The sequence below is a fragment of the Microbacterium aureliae genome, from assembly GCF_054780155.1.
On record NZ_BAAGWW010000001.1, the window covers coordinates 379,921 to 392,660 of the forward strand.

General features: G+C 71.7%; 13 protein-coding genes. 5 read left to right on the forward strand and 8 right to left on the reverse strand.

Annotated features, from left to right (window positions below):
- The first annotated feature begins 8 nt into the window (after nt 1-8).
- Entirely contained in the window at nt 9-647 is a 639-nt protein-coding gene (lipB, locus tag ACYVF4_RS01875) for a lipoyl(octanoyl) transferase LipB (RefSeq protein WP_460719182.1), read from the forward strand.
- Nucleotides 644-1,663, forward strand: a complete 1,020-nt coding sequence (gene lipA / locus ACYVF4_RS01880) for a lipoyl synthase (RefSeq protein WP_460719184.1) — start codon at nt 644-646, stop codon at nt 1,661-1,663. The genes lipB and lipA overlap by 4 nt, the downstream gene beginning before the upstream one ends.
- Before the next feature lie 113 nt (nt 1,664-1,776).
- On the opposite strand, the gene ACYVF4_RS01885 is transcribed toward lipA, so the two are convergent.
- The 3 genes from ACYVF4_RS01885 to smc all read right to left on the reverse strand — a co-directional run bounded on the left by ACYVF4_RS01885 (nt 1,777) and on the right by smc (nt 6,739).
- Complete coding sequence (locus tag ACYVF4_RS01885; protein WP_460719186.1) at nt 1,777-2,277, reverse strand: DUF2004 domain-containing protein; 501 nt, start codon at nt 2,275-2,277, stop codon at nt 1,777-1,779.
- A 67-nt stretch (nt 2,278-2,344) separates the two neighbouring features.
- Entirely contained in the window at nt 2,345-3,217 is an 873-nt protein-coding gene (gene ftsY / locus ACYVF4_RS01890; protein WP_460719188.1) for a signal recognition particle-docking protein FtsY, read from the reverse strand.
- Nucleotides 3,218-3,226: 9 nt separating this feature from the next.
- Nucleotides 3,227-6,739, reverse strand: coding sequence for a chromosome segregation protein SMC (gene smc / locus ACYVF4_RS01895; protein ID WP_460719190.1), 3,513 nt, complete (start codon nt 6,737-6,739; stop codon nt 3,227-3,229).
- Nucleotides 6,740-7,226: 487 nt separating this feature from the next.
- Here smc and ACYVF4_RS01900 point away from each other — a divergent pair, with 487 nt between their 5' ends.
- The 3 genes from ACYVF4_RS01900 to ACYVF4_RS01910 all read left to right on the forward strand — a co-directional run bounded on the left by ACYVF4_RS01900 (nt 7,227) and on the right by ACYVF4_RS01910 (nt 9,737).
- On the forward strand, nt 7,227-7,481 hold the full coding sequence (locus ACYVF4_RS01900; RefSeq protein WP_460719192.1) for a hypothetical protein: 255 nt from the start codon (nt 7,227-7,229) through the stop codon (nt 7,479-7,481).
- Nucleotides 7,482-7,561: 80 nt separating this feature from the next.
- The gene (locus tag ACYVF4_RS01905) at nt 7,562-8,644 is read left to right on the forward strand and encodes a GNAT family N-acetyltransferase (RefSeq protein ID WP_460719194.1); all 1,083 of its coding nucleotides are present in this window, start codon (nt 7,562-7,564) and stop codon (nt 8,642-8,644) included.
- On the forward strand, nt 8,637-9,737 hold the full coding sequence (locus tag ACYVF4_RS01910) for a GNAT family N-acetyltransferase (RefSeq protein ID WP_460719196.1): 1,101 nt from the start codon (nt 8,637-8,639) through the stop codon (nt 9,735-9,737). Before ACYVF4_RS01905 ends, ACYVF4_RS01910 begins: the two co-directional genes overlap by 8 nt.
- On the opposite strand, the gene mutM is transcribed toward ACYVF4_RS01910, so the two are convergent.
- The 5 genes from mutM to coaD are packed head-to-tail and all read right to left on the reverse strand — an operon-like array spanning nt 9,738 to nt 12,707.
- A complete protein-coding gene (gene mutM, locus ACYVF4_RS01915; protein WP_460719198.1) occupies nt 9,738-10,655 on the reverse strand; it encodes a bifunctional DNA-formamidopyrimidine glycosylase/DNA-(apurinic or apyrimidinic site) lyase in 918 nt (305 codons plus the stop codon).
- Nucleotides 10,648-11,367 (reverse strand): ribonuclease III, encoded by a 720-nt coding sequence (gene rnc / locus ACYVF4_RS01920; RefSeq protein ID WP_460719200.1) that lies wholly within the window; start codon nt 11,365-11,367, stop codon nt 10,648-10,650. Before rnc ends, mutM begins: the two co-directional genes overlap by 8 nt.
- Nucleotides 11,368-11,386: 19 nt before the next feature.
- Entirely contained in the window at nt 11,387-11,596 is a 210-nt protein-coding gene (rpmF, locus tag ACYVF4_RS01925; RefSeq protein WP_460719201.1) for a 50S ribosomal protein L32, read from the reverse strand.
- A gap of 2 nt (nt 11,597-11,598) precedes the next feature.
- On the reverse strand, nt 11,599-12,153 hold the full coding sequence (locus ACYVF4_RS01930) for a YceD family protein (protein ID WP_460720721.1): 555 nt from the start codon (nt 12,151-12,153) through the stop codon (nt 11,599-11,601).
- A gap of 56 nt (nt 12,154-12,209) precedes the next feature.
- Complete coding sequence (gene coaD, locus ACYVF4_RS01935) at nt 12,210-12,707, reverse strand: pantetheine-phosphate adenylyltransferase (RefSeq protein WP_460719203.1); 498 nt, start codon at nt 12,705-12,707, stop codon at nt 12,210-12,212.
- Nucleotides 12,708-12,740: the final 33 nt, after the last annotated feature.

Genomic DNA, 12,740 nt, shown 5'->3' on the forward strand with positions numbered 1-12,740 from the left:
GGAGCCTGATGCTCGACATCCACACGGTGGGCCTCGCCCCCGACTACGTCGCCTACCTCGACGGCTGGGAGATGCAGCGCCGCATCCACGCCGACCTGGTCTCCGGCACCCGCCCCGACACCCTGCTTCTGCTCGAGCACGAGGCGGTGTACACCGCTGGAGTCCGCACGGCCGCGCACGAGCGCCCCGTCGACGGCACCCCCGTCGTCGACGTCGACCGCGGTGGAAAGATCACGTGGCACGGGCCGGGGCAGCTCGTCGGCTACCCGATCGTCCGCCTCGCCGAGCCCGTCGACGTCGTCGGCCACGTCCGTCGCCTCGAGCAGCTGCTCATCGAGGCGCTGCGCGAGCACGGCGTCGACGGACACGTCGTCGACGGCCGCAGTGGCGTGTGGGTCCGCCGCCCGCTCGGCGAGGACAAGGTCGCAGCCATCGGCGTGCGGGTCCAGCGGGGCGTGACGATGCACGGCTTCGCCCTCAACTGCGACAACTCCCTCGCGGCGTTCCGCAACATCATCCCGTGCGGCATCACGGATGCCGGTGTGACCACCGTCAGCGAGGTCGTCGGGGCCGAGGTGACGCCCCGAGACGTGGTGGGCACCGTCGCCCGGGTGTTCGAGGCCGACTTCGCGGGGGTGCCGGCATGAGCGCGTGCGGGACGCCCGCGTCGGGCCCGGCGACCGCGCCCGACGGGCGCAAGATGCTGCGGCTCGAGGTCCGCAACGCGCAGACGCCCATCGAGCGAAAGCCGGAGTGGATCAAGACGCGCGCCAAGATGGGCCCGGAGTACCAGGCCCTGCACTCCCTGGTGAAGACCGAGGAGCTGCACACCGTCTGCCAGGAGGCCGGGTGCCCCAACATCTACGAGTGCTGGGAGGATCGCGAGGCGACGTTCCTCATCGGCGGCTCGCAGTGCACGCGGCGCTGCGACTTCTGCCAGATCGACACCGGCAAGCCCGCCGACTACGACACCGACGAGCCGCGGCGCGTGGCCGAGAGCGTCACGCGGATGAACCTGCGCTACGCCACGGTGACCGGCGTCGCCCGCGACGACCTGCCCGACGGCGGTGCGTGGCTGCACGCCGAGACGGTGCGCGCCATCCACGCCGCCAACCCGAACACCGGCGTCGAGATCCTCGCCACCGACTTCAACGGCGACCCGGCTCTGCTGAACGAGGTGTTCGACAGCCGCCCCGAGGTCTTCGCGCACAACGTCGAGACGGTGCCCCGCATCTTCAAGCGGATCCGTCCCGCCTTCCGCTACGAGCGGTCGCTGGACGTGCTCACCCAGGCCCGCGCGGCGGGGCTCATCACCAAGTCGAACCTGATCCTCGGCATGGGCGAGACCCCGGACGAGGTTGTTCAGGCCCTGCAGGATCTGCACGACGCCGGCACCGACATCATCACGATCACGCAGTACCTGCGGCCCACGCCGCGCCACCTGCCGGTGGACCGCTGGGTGAAGCCGCAGGAGTTCGTGGAGTTCAAGGAGGAGGCCGAGCGCATCGGGTTCCTCGGCGTCCTGGCAGGTCCCCTCGTGCGCTCGTCGTACCGCGCCGGACGGCTGTGGGCGCAGTCGATGCTGTCCAAGGGCCGCGAGATCCCGCCGCACCTGGCGCACATCGCCGAGGGCGTCGAGAGCGGATTCGCTCAGGCGGTGTGAACCGCCTGAGCGACCCGCCCGACCCGCGAGACGCGCGCCGGCGCGCGAAACGCGCGCGAGTCTCGCGCGCCCGCACGCGCCTCGGCATCGGCCGGGGCGGGCGGCGGCGGGGGTCAGTCGGCGCTCGTCACCGACTGCACCGAGCCGTCCGAGCCCAGGTTGACCAGCAGCACGTCGTCGGCGGCATCCGGATCCAGCGCGTACTCGAGCACCGCGAACGGGTCGGCTCCGCCGTGCTCGTCGGCGAGGATCGTCATGCTCATCAGCTGCATCGAGCGGATGACGTCGATGTGCACGTCACCGGAGTTGTCGACGAGCAGGTCCTCGATGTCCTCTCCGAGCGCCTCCTGCTGCTGGAGGATGTATTCGGTGACCTCGCTGGTGCGGTCGCTGAGCTCGTTGACCATGGCGTTGCGGGCCGTGAGGTCGATGGACTCGAGGGCCGAGATGAGCGCGGCGGCGACGTCCAGCGCCGTTTCGGACACGTCGTCCTGGTCGGGCGCGGTCAGGTCGACCGTGACGGACTGGTCTCCCAGCTCCACGTTCTCGGACCAGAAGATCGATCCGTCGGGCCCCGACTCGAGAAGTCCGAAGTAGTCGTGCTCGATCGCCATGTGCCCATGAAACCAGCCCCCGCCCGCGGGCGATAGCCCCGGCGGGGCGTGGCGCGGATCCGGCCGGTCAATCCACCAGCGACGACGCGAAGACGTGCGGGGTGAAGCCGGTCAGGTCGCCGATCCCCTCGCCCTGCCCGAGGAGCTTGACGGGGATGCCGGTGCGCTCCTGGACCGCCAGGACGAAGCCGCCCTTGGCCGAGCCGTCGAGCTTGGTGAGGACGAGCCCGGTCACTCCGGCGTGTTCGAGGAAGGCCTGCGCCTGCATGACGCCGTTCTGGCCGGTGGTGGCATCCAGCACCAGCAGCACCTCGCTGATGGGCGCCTGCTTCTCGATCACGCGCCGAATCTTGGTGAGCTCGTCCATGAGGCCGCCCTTGGTGTGCAGGCGGCCGGCCGTGTCCACGAGCACGATCTCGGTGCCCGTGCGCTTGGCGTAGTCGATCGTCTGGAAGGCGACGGATGCCGGATCCTGCCCCTCCTGCTGGGGGCGCACGATCGCGGCGCCGCCGCGCTCGGCCCACGTCGCCAGCTGGTCGACGGCGGCGGCGCGGAAGGTGTCGGCGGCCCCCACGACGACGGTGCGGCCGTAGCGCTGGAGGAACTTGGCGAACTTGCCGATGGTCGTGGTCTTGCCCACGCCGTTCACCCCGACGACGAGGACGACCGCCGGACGCTCGGTCAGCCGCAGCGTCGTGTCGAACTTGGCGAAGTGCTCCTCGAGCGTCTCGCGCAGCATCCGCTGCAGATCGCGCGGGTCCGTCGTACGGTACCGCTCGACCTTGTCGCGGAGCTCGTCGACGATGCGCTCGGTGATGTCGGGCCCGAAGTCGGCGGTCAGCAGCGCCGTCTCGAGGTCGTCCCACGTGGTGTCGTCGATCGTCGGCTTGACGAACATGCCGCGCAGGGCGCGGCCGAGCGACCAGGAGTTCTCCGCCATGCTCCCAGCCTAGGCTGACGCCGTGGCGGTCTCGCGCACGCGCTGGCCCACCACGGCCGACACGCCGTCCTGGCGCATCGAGACGCCGTAGAGCGCGTCGGCGATCTCCATGGTGCGCTTCTGGTGGGTGATGACGATGAGCTGGCTGCTCTCGCGGAGCTGCTCGAAGACCCCGAGCAGCCGGCCGAGGTTGGCGTCGTCGAGCGCGGCCTCGACCTCGTCGAGGATGTAGAACGGGCTCGGCCGCGCCTTGAAGATGGCGGTCAGCAGCGCGACCGCCGCGAGCGAGCGCTCGCCGCCCGAGAGCAGCGACAACCGCTCGATCTTCTTCCCGACCGGGCGCACCGAGACCTCGATGCCGGTGGTGAGCGGACTGTCGGGGTCGGTGAGCGAGATCGATCCGGAGCCGCCCGGGAAGAGGATCGGGAAGACCTCGCCGAAGGCGACGCGGGTGTCCTCGAAGGCGGCGACGAAGATCGTCTGCATCCGCTCGTCGAGCTCTTCGATGATCGTCAGCAGATCCTTGCGGGTCTGGGTGAGGTCGGCGAGCTGTTCGGTGAGGAAGGTGTGGCGCTGCTCGAGCGCGGCGAATTCCTCGAGGGCTAGGGGGTTCACGCGGCCCAGCTGCGCGAGCTTGCGCTCGGCGTCCTGCAGGCGGCGGCGTCCGGCAGCGCGGTCATACGGCACCGTGGTCTCGCCGTCCTCGGCGGGAACGGGCTGATCGGGACCGTATTCCGAAATCAGAATGTCTTCTTCGAGCCCGAGCTCGGAACGAACGCGGTCCACGAGCGCAGTCGCGTGCAGACGCTTCTCGTGGATCTGGAGCTCCAGGGAGTGCACGTTCTCGGTCAGCTGGGCCAGCCGCTCGCGCGCACTCGCCTCGCGTGCGCGCAGCGCCGTCAGCTCCGCCGTCGTGGCCGCGCGCGAGGCCTCGCGCTCGGCGAGCTCGACCCGCGCCTGCGACACCGATCGATCGACGCTGTCCAGCACCGCCGGCAGTTGGGCGAGGACGCCGTCGGCGACCTCGCGCTGGGCGCGCCGGATCACGGCTCGCCGGGCCGCCTCGGCCGCCGCCTCGCGCTCGCGTTCGCGCTGGCGCTGCATCTGGACGACGCGGGCCTCTTCGGCCCGGATGCGCTCGCGAAGGGTCTCGACGTCGAGTCGCGTGCGCATCTCGGCGTCCCGCGCGGACTCGAGCGCCTGGAGCATGCCCTCCCGGGCCGACGCGTCGAGGATCGGCCGGGGCGCCTCCTGCGCCACGGAGAGCTGGTCGTCTGCCGCACGGGCGGCGGCGGCGGCCTCGTCCACCGCCGCGCGAGCCTGGCCGAGGCCCGCCGCGAGCCGGTCGCATTCGGCGACGGCGGCCTCATGGCGCACGGTGACGCGGTTGAGCAGCTCGGCGTGCGCGGCCAGCGCCGCGTCGTGCGAGCGCAGCGTCGACAGCGCGGCCGCGGTGCGCTCGCGCGCGGCGGACTGGGCGGCCGCCGCATCCTTGAGCGCCTCGCGCAGGGACTCCACCACGACGACGATCTCGGCGCGCCGCTCGGCGGCGGCGTCCCGCTCGGCGGCCAGCTCCAGGCGGGATCGGGATGCGCCGGCGCCGGCCCGCACCGACAGATCGGTGCACACCTCGCCCGCCTGGGTCACCACCACCAGGGGCCGCTCCCCCGCCGGGGCCGACAGCGCCCGGCGCGCGGCCGGCAGGTCCTCGGCGATGACGACGTCCCGCAGGATGCCGAGCACCCCGGGCGGCGCGGTGACGACGTCGCGGGCGGCGACGGTGCCCTCCGGCGCGGCGACGCCGGGCGCGTGGGCGCCGCGGGCGTCGGCGATCACGACGTCCACGACGCCGAGGTCGGCGGTGCGCAGCTCGTCGGCCAGCGCGTAGGCGTCGCCCGCGGCGTCCACGAGGACACCCTCGGCGAGCGGGCCGAGGACGGCGGCGACGGCCGCCTCGTAGCCGGGCTCGACGGTGACGGCATCCGACACGAGCCCTCGCGTCCCCGGGCGGCCCTCGGCCAGCAGGACCGCGGCGGCGCTCTTGATCTCGAGGGCGCGCGAGAGCGCCGCGGTCTGCGCCGTCAGCGACTCCAGCTCCCGCTCGGCGGCGTGGAGCCGGTCCCGGAGCGCGGTCAGCTCGCCCTCGGCGTCCGCGGCCTCCTTCTGGGCCCGCTCGTACGCCGCGGCGTGCTCGGCGGAGCTCCCCTCGGGCGCGAGCGAGGGGTCGACGCCGGCGAGCTCGGCCTCGGCCTCGTCGCGCCGGGCGATCGCGGACTCCAGGGCGCGCTGCTGACGCTGGACACCCGCCTCGACGGCGGCGAGAGCGGATGCCGCGGCGTCGGCCGCCCCCCGGAGCGCGGTCAGCCGCATATCGTGCTCCGACACCAGCGCGCTCTGCTCGGCGATGTCGGCGTCGAGGGCGTCCAGGTCGGCGCGCGCCCGCAGCACGGCGCGGGCCGCGTCGTCGGCGGCATCCCGCGCGTCCTGCAGACCGCCGGCGAGCGCATCGACCTCGGCGCGGGCGTCGTCGATCATGCCCTGCGAGACCGTCGTCCGTTCGACGCGATCGCCGTCCTCGTCGTCGGCGAGCAGCGCCCGCCGCTGGCCGGCCAGGGTGTACAGCGATCGCAGGCGCTCCTGCGCGCGCTCGAGCCCGAAGCTGATGCGGCGCGCCTCGTCGACGGCTTCGGAGCGCTGGTCTGCCTCGAGCCGCTCGATGGCCTCGCGGACGCCCGAGAGGGTGTCCTGCAGGACCACGCGCTCGGCGTGCCGCTCCTGCTCGGTCTGCGCGTGGCGCGCGAGCTCGCCGCGCAGCGCCACGAGGTCGTCGGCGAGCAGGCGTGCGCGCGCATCGCGCACCACCGCGGCGATCGTGGCGGCCTCGCGCGCGACCTCGGCCTGCTTGCCGAGGGGCTTCAGCTGGCGACGCAGCTCGCCGGCGAGGTCGCTCAGGCGCGTGAGGTTGGCCTCCATGGCCTCGAGCTTGCGGAGGGTCTTCTCTTTGCGGCGGCGGTGCTTGAGGATGCCGGCCGCTTCCTCGATGAAGCCTCGGCGATCCTCGGGGGTGGCCTGCAGGACGCTGTCGAGGCGTCCCTGGCCGACGATGACGTGCATCTCGCGCCCGAGGCCGGAGTCGCTGAGCATCTCCTGCACGTCCAGCAGCCGGCAGGTGCTGCCGTTGATGGCGTACTCGCTCGCGCCGTTGCGGAACAGCGTGCGGCTGATCGTCACCTCGGCGTATTCGATCGGCAGCGCGCCGTCGCTGTTGTCGATCGTCAGCTGCACCTCGGCGCGCCCGAGCGGGCCGCGGGTGGCCGTGCCGGCGAAGATGACGTCCTCCATCTTGCCGCCGCGAAGGGTCTTCGCGCCCTGCTCCCCCATGACCCACGCGAGGGCGTCGACGACGTTCGACTTGCCGGATCCGTTGGGTCCCACGATGCAGGTGACCCCCGGCTCGAGGGCGAACGTCGTCGGCTGAGCGAACGACTTGAACCCTTTGAGCGTCACGCTCTTCAGGTGCATGGATCGCCCTCCGCCCGGTCGATTACCCGCCTACGCTACCGGAGCGGGACCGCCGGGCCCGGCAGGCGGGCGGAGAACCGGCGGCTTGCCGCGACACGCCATGGGGACGTCGAATCTGCGAAAACGCTTGACGTCGGGGCCCGTGAGGCTGTAGCGTCGCTGACCGCGTCTGAAGTCGAGAAAGGAGGTCCACCGATGATGCACATGAACACCACTGGAATCGCCGCCGGAGATGGCGGTGCGATTCGTTTCTGCGCGTCGGGGACCCTCTCCTTCGGCGCTGTGCTGAGCGGCCGCTTCCCCGCCGCCATCTGATCCCCGCAGGGGACGAGTCTGCCCGCTTTCGGGCGACATCGGTCTGCTGCGCCGCATCCGCCTCGCGGTGCTGAGCGCGCTCCCCCTGCGTCATCCCGCCGTGCTGCGGCACGGCATCTCCGCCTCGAGCGCCCGCACGAGGCATCCCTTCCAGATCGGAAAGAGAACCATCATGCATACCCTTCTCGCGCCGCAGCGCCCATCGGGCCAGCCCGATACGCTGCGGCTCCCGAGCCGCGACATCCGCATCTCACTTCTGGATCGCCTCGCCCTGCACCTGGGCGTGCAACTCCTGCTGTGGAGCACCCGCACCCCGCGGCTCACCGACGACCGCCGCCGCCACGCTCAGGCGTACCGGCTGCAAGAAGCGGTCGCGCTCCGCGAGCGCCGCTACTTCCGCGAGGCCAGCCTCGCACCACGGCCGTGACGGCCACCGGGTCCGCCGCCCGCACGCGGGCGGCGGACCCCCACCCGAACACCCCACCCACGACGCAAGGACGCACCGACATGACCACCATCACCGGGCTGGAGCTCCGCCCGCTGCTCGTACCCGCCTCGGTCGACGCGGCGGACGCCGCCGACTTCGTCGAGATGGTCCGGGTCCGCAACGAGATCTACCGCGAGATCTCGGGCCACGACGACCACCGGATCTCTGCTGAGGAGCTCCTCCCCCACTACCAGCCGACGCCGTACGAGACGCGCCTTGCGTGGGTCGTGATCGAGGACGGCGCCATGATCGGCCGGGTCGGCATCGACCTGCCGCACGAAGACGGCTCGCACAACGCGTTCTGGCTCATCGAGCTGCTCCGCGAGAGCTGGGGTCGCGGCATCGGCTCCGCGGCGTACGACCTCGTCGAGCGCACGGCTCGAGAGCACGGGCGCACGGTGCTCCAGTCCTGGGCCGAGCACCCCGCCGCCCCCGGACCCCAGCTGGCCCCGCCCACCGGCTTCGGCGCGATCCCCGAAGATCACATCGCGCGGTTCTTCGTGCGACACGGCTACGCGCTGGAGCAGGTGGAGCGCAACAGCGCCTTCGATCTCACCGGCTCGTTCGACGAGGTCGAGCGCCTGCTCGCCGAGGCGCGGGCCGCGTCCACGGGCTACCGCGTGGTCCAGTGGTTCGCCCCGACGCCGCCGGAGTTCACCGACGGCTACGCCTGGATGAAGTCGCGGATGTCGACGGACGCGCCGGCGGCCGCGCTGGAGTTCGACGAAGAGAAGTGGGATGCCGCGCGCATCGCCGAGCACGACGCGAGGTATACCGGCACCGGACGCACGCTCCAGGTGACCGCCGCGCAGCACATCGCCACCGGCGCGCTGTGCGCCTTCAACGAGCTGGTCGTCGGCCGGGACCGCACCGAGGCCTCGCACCAGGAGGACACGCTCGTCCTCAAGGAGCACCGCGGTCACAAACTCGGAACGCTGGTCAAGTGCGCGGGGCTGCTGTCGTGGCGCGAGGTCGCTCCGGAGTCCCGTCGCGTGATCACCTACAACGCAGAGGAGAACAGGCCCATGCTCGACATCAACGAGGCGATCGGGTTCGCGCCCATCGCGTACGTCGGAGCGTGGAAGAAGGTGCTCCATGACTGACCGGGCAGACGGCGCCGTATTGACCGTGCAGCGGATCCCAGTGCCGGATTCGACCGACTCGGGCAACGCCCGGTTGTTCCTCGAGATGGCGCGCATCGCCAACGCGGTGTGCCGTTACGACGCCGGTCACGACTACCTGCGCGAGGAGCCCGAGGAGATGCTCGGCTTCTGGCAGGACCAATCGGACTGGACGCAGCTCGGCTACGCGGCGCTGCACGGCGATGAGGTCGTGGGTGCGGTGAGGATCATGCTCTCGAACGAGCCGGACGTCAGCGCGCTCGAGTTCGATCTCATGGTCGACCCGCCCCGTCGCGGCGGCGGTGCGGAGGAGCTGCTGCTGGCGGAGGTGGAGCGCGAAGCGCGCGAGCGCGGGCTGGCGACCATACAAACCTGGACCCTGCATCGACCCGGCGCGCCCGGCGCGCGGCTGGAGCCGTCGACGGGCTGGGGATCCATACCAGCCGACGACCCGCAGACCCGGTTCGCCCTGGACAGCGGCTTCACCCTGGAGCAGGTCGAGCGCAACAGCGTCTTCGACCTCACCAGCGACTTCGCGCTCGTCGAGCGCATGCTGGCCGGTGCGCTGGCGGTCGCCGGTGACGACTACCGATCGGTGCAGTGGACGTCGCCGACCCCCGCCGAATTCGTCGACGGGTTCGCCTACGCGCTCTCCCGCATGTCGACCGACGTGCCCGCGGGTGGTCTGGTGATCGACGAGCAGCACTGGGATGCCGCCCGTGTCGAGCGCCGCGACGCCCGGCTGAAGGCCCAGGGCCTCACCGTGTCGGTCGCCGCCGTGCTGCACCTGCCGAGCGGAAGGATCGCCGCGTACAACGAGCTCGTCATCGGCGAGGACCGCACCGGCGCCACGCAGCAGTACGGCACCCTCGTAGTGAAGAAGCATCGCGGGCACCGCCTCGGCACGATCGTGAAGTGCGCGAACCTGCTGCGCTGGCGCGAGCTGGTGCCGGAGTCGCCGCGGGTCTCCACTTTCAACGCCGAGGAGAACCGTCACATGCTCGCCATCAACGAGGCCATCGGCTTCGTGCCGGCGTCGTACGCCGGGGCGTGGAAGAAGGTGCTCGCGATCTGATCAGCGCGTCGGGCGCCGGGAGAGCTTCTGGCAGTGCGGGCAGAAGTGGCTCGACCGGTTGGTGAACGAGACCCTCACGATCGGACGGCTGCACCGCGGACAGGGCTCCCCGGTGCGGCCGTACGCGTGGAGCGAGTGCGCGAAGTAGCCGGCCTGGCCGTTGACGTTGACGTACTGCGCGTCGAAGCTCGTGCCACCCTCGGCCAGTGCCTTCTCGAGCACGTGGCGCATTTCGGCGAGCAGGCGGTTCAGCGCACGCGTCGACAGCTCGCGCGCGGGCGTCTCGGGATGGATGCGGGCGGCCCACAGGGACTCGTCCGCGTAGATGTTCCCGATCCCGCTCACGACCCTCTGATCGAGCAGGACGCGCTTGACCGCAGAGTCCTTGCGGGCAAGGATCCGACGGAACGCGGCATCCGAGAAGGCGGGATCCAGCGGATCGCGTGCGATGTGCGCGACCTGCGCCGGGACGACGGGCGCCTCGGCGCCGAATCCGCCCGCGTGCCCGTCCGCGGTGGGGACGAGCTCGTCGATGGCCAGCGAGCCGAACGTCCGCTGGTCGGCGAAGACGACCGCGAGCTCGCCGTGGCCGGGGTGGGCGATGTCGAGCCGCACGCGTTCATGCCGTTCCGGTGGCGCGCCGGCGCTGCGCAGCAGCAGCTGCCCGCTCATGCCGAGGTGGCCGACGATGGCTTCCGGATGCCGTCCGCCCGGCTCGAGCGGCAGCCACAGGAACTTCCCGCGCCGCGCTGTGGCGTCGATGCGCCGACCGGTGACGCGCGCCTCGAAGTCGGCGGCGCCGCCGGGATGGCGCGTGATGCCGCGCTCGTCGTGGACCGTCGCGCCGACGATCAGGGCGCCGCGGACGGCGGGTTCGAGGCCGGCGCGGACGACCTCGACCTCGGGCAGCTCAGGCACGGCCGCTGAGTTCGCGCCACGCCTGCAGCGCCGCGGCCATCTCGGCCTGCTTCTTGCTGGTCCCGGTGCCCTGGGCGGTGGCGTCGCCGACGCGCACCGTCGCGGTGAAGACGCGGTCGTGGTCGGGGCCGGCCGCCGTCACCTCGTATGCCGGCGCGGCGTCGCCCCGGCGGGCGGCCAGCTCCTGCAGCGTGGTCTTGGGGTCGACGGCGGCGCCGACCCGCTCCGGGTCGTCCAGCAGCGGCTGGACCAGACGGAGGACGAGAGCGGCGGCGGCGTCGGGCCCGGCCGAGAGATAGGTGGCTCCGATCACCGCCTCCATCGTGTCGGCGAGGATCGAGTCCTTCTCGCGGCCGCGCGTGAGCTCTTCGCCGCGGCCCAGGCGCACGTGCGCGCCGAGGCCGATGCCCCGGGCGATCTGGGCCAGCGCCACGGTGGACACCACGCCCGCACGCCGCTTGGCCAGGACGCCCTCGTCGAGATCGGGGTGCGCGCGGTACAGGCGGACGGTGACCGCCTGTCCGAGGACGGAGTCCCCGAGGAACTCCAGCCGCTCGTTGTGGGGCGCGCCGCCGTGCTCGTACGCCCACGAGCGATGCGTGAGGGCGAGCGACAGAAGCTCGGGGTCGATGTCGACCCCGAGCTTCTGCGTGAGTTCGTGCGTCGCCGCGGACGCGTCGCCGCGGCGCGGCGCGGGAGTGACCCCGGTCACGATCCGCTGCCTGACCGGGTCAGACGTCGGCGACCTTGCGGCCCTTGTACTCCAGGAACAGCTCGGTGCCCTGCGAGTCGGTGACGACCTTCGCCTGGTGCGGGCGGCTGTAGACGACCTTGCCGTTCTCGACGGTCTTGACGAGCGCGGGGACCTCGGCCTTCCACTGCGCGCGGCGCGACCGGGTGTTCGAGCGCGAAACCTTCCGCTTCGGGGGGTTACCTGCCATGGCTAACTCTCTTCTGTCTTCTCGACGCCGGAGCGCGGCGCTTCGTCGTCGTGGTCTGGGGTGTAGTCCTGGAGCGCGGCCCACCGGGGATCGATGGTGTCGCTGTCAAGCGGACCGGTGCTCGCGGTCAGCCTCTCGCCCGTGGCCGGGTCCAGGCCGGGGCAATCCGGCTGACACACCGGCTGAAACGGAAGCGACAGGACGATCGCATCCCTGACGGGAGTTTCAAGATCCACGTGGTCGTCTTGAACCTCGAAGTCAGTTGCTTCCGAGCCAGGATACGCGAAAAGCTCCTGAAACTCGACTTCGACAGGCGCGGCGATGTCGATGAGGCACCGGCTGCACACTCCGCGGTAGCGGGTGTCCACGCTCGCCGACACGAGGATCCCCTCGTGCACGGACTCCAGCCGGACGTCGACGACGACCGGCTCGCCCGCCTCGACGGCGACCAGACCCTCACCCCACTTGTCGGGCGCGGGCGCCTCGATCGTGAGCTCTCGCATCTCGCCGGCACGATGCGAGATGTCGCGGATCTGCAGGGCGAACGGCCCCGTCACATGCTTTCTGACCACGATCACCCATCGTACCGTCGCCGGCGACGACGGCTCCGGACTCAGAGACCGCGCGCCCCGGTGTCCAGGAACCGCGCGACCGCCGGCGGCACGAAGGGGGCCACGTCGCCGCCGAGGGCCGCCACCTGCCGCACGAGCGAGCTCGAGACCATCGCATGGGCGGGGTCGGGCAGCAGGAACACCGTCTCGACGTGCGCGAGGTGCCGGTTCACGATCGCCATCGGCGTCTCGTAGGCGACGTCCACCTGCGAGCGGATCCCCTTGACCAGCACTCCCGCCCCGACGTCGGTGGCGTAGTCCACGAGCAGACCCACGCTCCACGAGGCGACGACCACCTCACCCTCGATGTCGCTCTCGGCGATCGACTGCTCCAGCAGCGCCAGCCGCTGCGCGATGGGGAGCATCGCCTCTTTGCCCGGGTTGTGGACCACCAGGACGTGCAACTGGTCGTAGAGGCCGGCCGCCCGGCGGATGACGTCGAGGTGCCCCAGCGTCGGCGGGTCGAAGGATCCGGGGACGACGGCGATCCGGCTGTTCACCCCGCCAGCCTAGCGGGATGCCGCATCCCGGCC